Consider the following 4,252-nt stretch of genomic DNA (forward strand, 5'->3'; position numbering starts at 1 on the left):
AACGAATCGAGAGGCGGGCGGGGATGGTAGCGGCGCTCACGGAGGGCGCCACGGCGACGTCCTCTTGCGACGGCAGCGGCGGGGCAGGACCATGATCGGATGTCCCGTACCGCGATTCTCGCTCCGCCTGTTGCCGACGCCGGGGGAGGGGTCATTCCGTATGAGCGTCGGCTCGACATGAACCGGAGGTGGGCCTTGAGCGAAGGCGGCAAGCATTTCGAGGGCCGCAGCGAGGTTGAGACGTCCCTTCATCGCATCGCGGACCGGCTCAACGCTTTGGGCGTCCCGTACGCTTTGGTGGGCGGGATGGCCCTATTCCAACACGGCTTCCGGCGGTTCACCGAGGACGTCGATCTACTCGTCACGCAGGACGGCCTGAACCGCATTCATGAGAACCTCCGCGGTCGCGGCTACCTGCCGCCGTTTGAAAAGAGCAAGAATCTCCGCGACACGCAGACCGGCGTGCGGATCGAGTTTCTCGTCACCGGTCGCTACCCCGGCAAGGGCGAGGAGATTCCGATCTCGTTCCCCGATCCGGCCGAGGTCGGCGTCGATTTGGACGGCCTGCGATGCGTGCGGCTGGAAACGCTCGTCGAACTGAAGCTCGCTTCAGGAAAGGATCACCCGCCGCGATTCAAAGATCTAGTCGATGTGCAGTCCGTCATTAAAGCGCTGGATCTTCCCCGCGGCTTCTCCGAGAAACTGCACCCGTACGTCCGGTCCGAGTTCCTGAAGTGGTGGGACGCGGCACAGACGGAGACGAGCGAGGAAGAGCTTTGAACTTGGTCGATCGTCCTGCCGCGCACGACGCGACCGACCGCCTCCGCCATGCCTTCCGCCGCTATCGGAAGCCGCGACAGATGGCCGGGTGCCCCTGCTGTACCTCCGAAACCATGACGCGGCGGCTGATCGACCCAAACCGCGAATCGGTCGACGACGACACCCTCGATCACTACGCCCATCAAGCGCTGCTCACTTGGGGGACGGTCGCGGACTTCAAATATTTCCTGCCTGAAATCTTCGAGCGGACCGCCCGCGGTCAGCTGGGTCCGCTCTCCGACTTTGAGGCCGTGCTCGGAAACCTGTCGAAGTTCGGCGGCTTCGACGACTGGCCCGAACCGGAGCGGGCCGCGGTGCGGCAATGGCTGAGCGCACAGTTCCTTGCCGTGCCGGAGGCGGTGAAAAGCCTCCCCGATGACTGGCCGCGGCGCGAGCGCCTCAACTGGGCGAACGCGCTGCTGGCCGGCGGCGACCCGCTGCTGGGCGACGTGACGCCGCTGTTGAACGCCGCGGATGAGGCGTACCCGCATTTCCGTCTGCTGTATGCGATCCAGCACTCCAACCAGACGAAGCACAAGCTCGACGGCTGGTGGGACAAAGAGTCGGAGAACTACCGGCGCATGTTGGACTGGCTATATCCAGGGGGAGCTGTGTGCTAAACACGGGGGGCTGGCGCCCCTCGCTCGCCCTTCCTATTGAAGCGAACCTGTCGTCGCTGAATAATCTGTTCGCTGCCCGATCACGCCGCTACGCTCCCTGGTTCACGATGACTTCGCTTCTCACCCAAGCGTTCGATCGCGCCGCGGAGCTTTCGGAGGAGAGCCAAGACGCGCTCGCCCGGCAATTGCTCGCGGAATTGGACGCCGATCGCCGCTGGGACGACGCGTTCGCCTCGCCACGGTCCGAAGACCTGCTCACCCGGCTGGCGGATCGGGCGCTCGCGACTCATCGGAACGGCGAGACGGAACCGCTGGACGACGCAGCGTTCGACCGGGTCGGCCGAGAATTGGCCACCGGATCCTCGGCGGACGACTGAAAGGCATGCCGTCCGTCGCGACGCCTGAGTTTTGGGCAGCCTACCGAGAATTGCCCAGATCCGTCCGCCGACGGGCGAGGCAAGCGTACGCCCACTTCGCTGACGACCCGTCCCATCCCGGATTGCGTTTCAAACGAGTCGGCAAACGCCGTCCCGTATACTCCGCTCGAATCGGGATCGACTACAGAGCGCTGGGCGTCATGGACGGCCCCGTCATCGTGTGGTTCTGGATTGGCCCGCATCATGAATACGACCGATTACTGGACTCACTTTGAGCGTCCGTTCAGTCGCTCCCTCACGCCAGCGCCGCGTCCTGCCCTTCGGTTTGCAGCACGACCATGTCGGCGTAGCGGCCGCCTCTCAGCATTAATTCCTCGTGCGTGCCGGTTTCGGTGATGCGGCCGTCTTCCAGCACGATGATCTGGTCGGCGTCGCGGATCGTGCTCAGACGGTGGGCGATCACGAAGCTGGTGCGGTTCTCCATCAAATCCGCCAACGCGCTTTGGATCAGGCGTTCGCTTTCGGTGTCGAGATTGCTGGTCGCCTCGTCCAAGATCAATATCTTCGGGTCCGCCAGGATCGCCCGGGCGATGGCGAGGCGCTGGCGCTGGCCGCCGGAGAGTTTGACGCCGCGTTCGCCGATAAAGGTGTTCAAGCCGTCCGGCATCTTGCGAATAAACTCCGCGGCGTTGGCGGCCTCGGCAGCGGCTTCAATGTCGCGGGGGGTGGCGTCCGGGCGGGCGTAGGCGATGTTGTCCGCGACGGTGCCGTCGAACAAGAACACGTCCTGCTCCACCACGCCCAGCAGCGTGCGGTATTTCTCCACGTCGAACTCCCGCAGGTCCGTCCCGTCGAGCGTCACGCGGCCCTCAGTCGGATCGAAGAACCGGGCCACGAGGTTGCAGAGCGTCGTCTTGCCCGCCCCGCTGCGGCCCACCAGCGCGACCGTCGAACCCGGCTCGGCGACGAGGCTCACGTCCTCCAATGCGGTCTCGAATTGGTCTCCCTCTTCGCCCTCGGCGGCGTGCTTGCCGCGACGGCCGGCGGGGTAGCGGAAGGTGACGTCTTCAAACGCGACCCGGCCCTGCACCGCGGAGCGCTCCAGGTCGGCGGGTTCGGCGGGCGTGGGGAAGTCGCGGTCCTCCTCAAGGATATCCATCACGCGGTCGAGCGCGCTGAGGCCGTTTTGAAGCTGCGTGGCGCTGTTCGCCAGCACGGCGATCGGCTCCAGCAGCAGCAACAAATAGGTGAGGAACATCATTAACTCGCCGAGCGTCAATTCGCCCTGAATCACCTGCAAGCCGCCGTACAGCAGCAGGCCGGCGCTGGCGGTGGGGATCAACGTCTCCCAGATCACCTCGATAATCCGCATCCACCACCAGACGTGCAGCTCCTGCCGGCCCATTAAATGCTGGCCGGTCATATTGCGGCGGGTCTCCGCCTTCTGCCGACTGAACGCCCGGACGACGCGCATGCCGCCGAAGCTCTCGACGGCTTGGGCGTCCACGTCTTCGCGGGTGTTCCGCACGGCCCGCCATTGGGGACGGATGCGGTCGATCCAGGTTTTATGCGTCAGCCAGATGACCGGCATCAACGCCACGGCGCCGGCCAACAAGCGCCAGTCCACGAAGGCCAGAATGACCAGCGAACCAATCAACTGCACGACCGCCCGCCAGGGGTTATAAACGCCGTTGAAGATCAGATCGCCGACGCTGCCGCTGTCGTTCCGCAGCACGCTGGAGATGCCGCCGCTTTTGAGATCCTGCACGCGGTTGAGCGGCAGGCGGACGGCGTGTTCGAACACCCGCTTCCGCACGCTCATCTGCACCCGTTTATTGGCCCGGGTGGCGAACCACCGGCCCCACAGGCTGACGCCGACTTTGACGAAGCTGACCGCCAGCACGGCGCCCACGATCACCCACAGCAGGTTGATTCGGCCGTCCTGCGTCGCGGTCGAGGGCAGATCAACGCGATCCGTGACCCACACGGGCAGGGGGGTGTCGCCGAGGACGCTGTCGATGACGAACTTCGTCGCGGCCGGCGGAACCAGCCCCAGCAGCGTGCTGAGCGTCAGCGTGCCCAAGGCGAACAGAATCTCCCCCCGATGCCCGCGGATCTGCGACCAGAACGACAGCGCCAGCGCTTTCGCGGGGCGACTGCGGGGTTCCGTGTTCTTTCGACGCCGGGCCGCGCCGGCGGTCTCCCGGGGGTCGCCGGGGCCGCGATCGCCGGTCTGCGGCTTGTCCTTGAACAGGCCGCGGCGGTAATCCTCGAAGCGGGCGCGGCTGGGGCGCCCGGAGCGGGAGCCGCTATGGGACGTGGGTCGGGCGGGGGCGGTCTCGGGAGTCGTGCGCATCGCCGGTCATCCTTACTTCATCAGGCGTACCGGCAAGCGTCCGGCAGCCCGAGGCGCCGTACTCCCCTCTCCCTTGAGGG

The 4,252-nt window shown here is 65.7% G+C and carries 5 protein-coding genes; 4 read left to right on the forward strand and 1 reads right to left on the reverse strand.

Annotated elements, in window-relative coordinates; translation table 11 throughout:
• Positions 1-99 precede the first annotated feature (99 nt).
• From LzC2_RS20425 to LzC2_RS23110, 4 genes are all read left to right on the forward strand, one after another.
• Entirely contained in the window at positions 100-780 is a 681-nt protein-coding gene (locus LzC2_RS20425; protein WP_171189877.1) for a nucleotidyl transferase AbiEii/AbiGii toxin family protein, read from the forward strand.
• A 2-nt stretch (positions 781-782) separates the two neighbouring features.
• Positions 783-1,439: a hypothetical protein gene (locus tag LzC2_RS20430; protein ID WP_171189878.1), complete on the forward strand. Its 657-nt coding sequence runs from the start codon at positions 783-785 to the stop codon at positions 1,437-1,439.
• Positions 1,440-1,546: 107 nt separating this feature from the next.
• Complete coding sequence (locus LzC2_RS20435; protein WP_171189879.1) at positions 1,547-1,816, forward strand: hypothetical protein; 270 nt, start codon at positions 1,547-1,549, stop codon at positions 1,814-1,816.
• Between the two features lie 5 nt (positions 1,817-1,821).
• Positions 1,822-2,091: a type II toxin-antitoxin system RelE family toxin gene (locus LzC2_RS23110; protein WP_422652917.1), complete on the forward strand. Its 270-nt coding sequence runs from the start codon at positions 1,822-1,824 to the stop codon at positions 2,089-2,091.
• A gap of 20 nt (positions 2,092-2,111) precedes the next feature.
• On the opposite strand, the gene LzC2_RS20440 is transcribed toward LzC2_RS23110, so the two are convergent.
• Positions 2,112-4,172 (reverse strand): ABC transporter ATP-binding protein, encoded by a 2,061-nt coding sequence (locus LzC2_RS20440; RefSeq protein WP_171189880.1) that lies wholly within the window; start codon positions 4,170-4,172, stop codon positions 2,112-2,114.
• Positions 4,173-4,252 lie beyond the last annotated feature (80 nt).

It is taken from the genome of Alienimonas chondri (genome assembly GCF_013036045.1).
In the GTDB taxonomy this organism is placed as follows: Bacteria; Planctomycetota; Planctomycetia; order Planctomycetales; family Planctomycetaceae; genus Alienimonas; species Alienimonas chondri.

Bases quoted from the DNA above. Each gene is read 5' to 3' on its own strand.
- LzC2_RS20425 (WP_171189877.1), top strand. From the start codon at position 100: ATGTCCCGTACCGCGATTCTCGCTCCGCCTGTTGCCGACGCCGGGGGA.
- LzC2_RS20435 (WP_171189879.1), top strand. From the start codon at position 1,547: ATGACTTCGCTTCTCACCCAAGCGTTCGATCGCGCCGCGGAGCTTTCG.
- LzC2_RS23110 (WP_422652917.1), top strand. From the start codon at position 1,822: ATGCCGTCCGTCGCGACGCCTGAGTTTTGGGCAGCCTACCGAGAATTG.
- LzC2_RS20440 (WP_171189880.1), bottom strand. From the start codon at position 4,172: ATGCGCACGACTCCCGAGACCGCCCCCGCCCGACCCACGTCCCATAGC.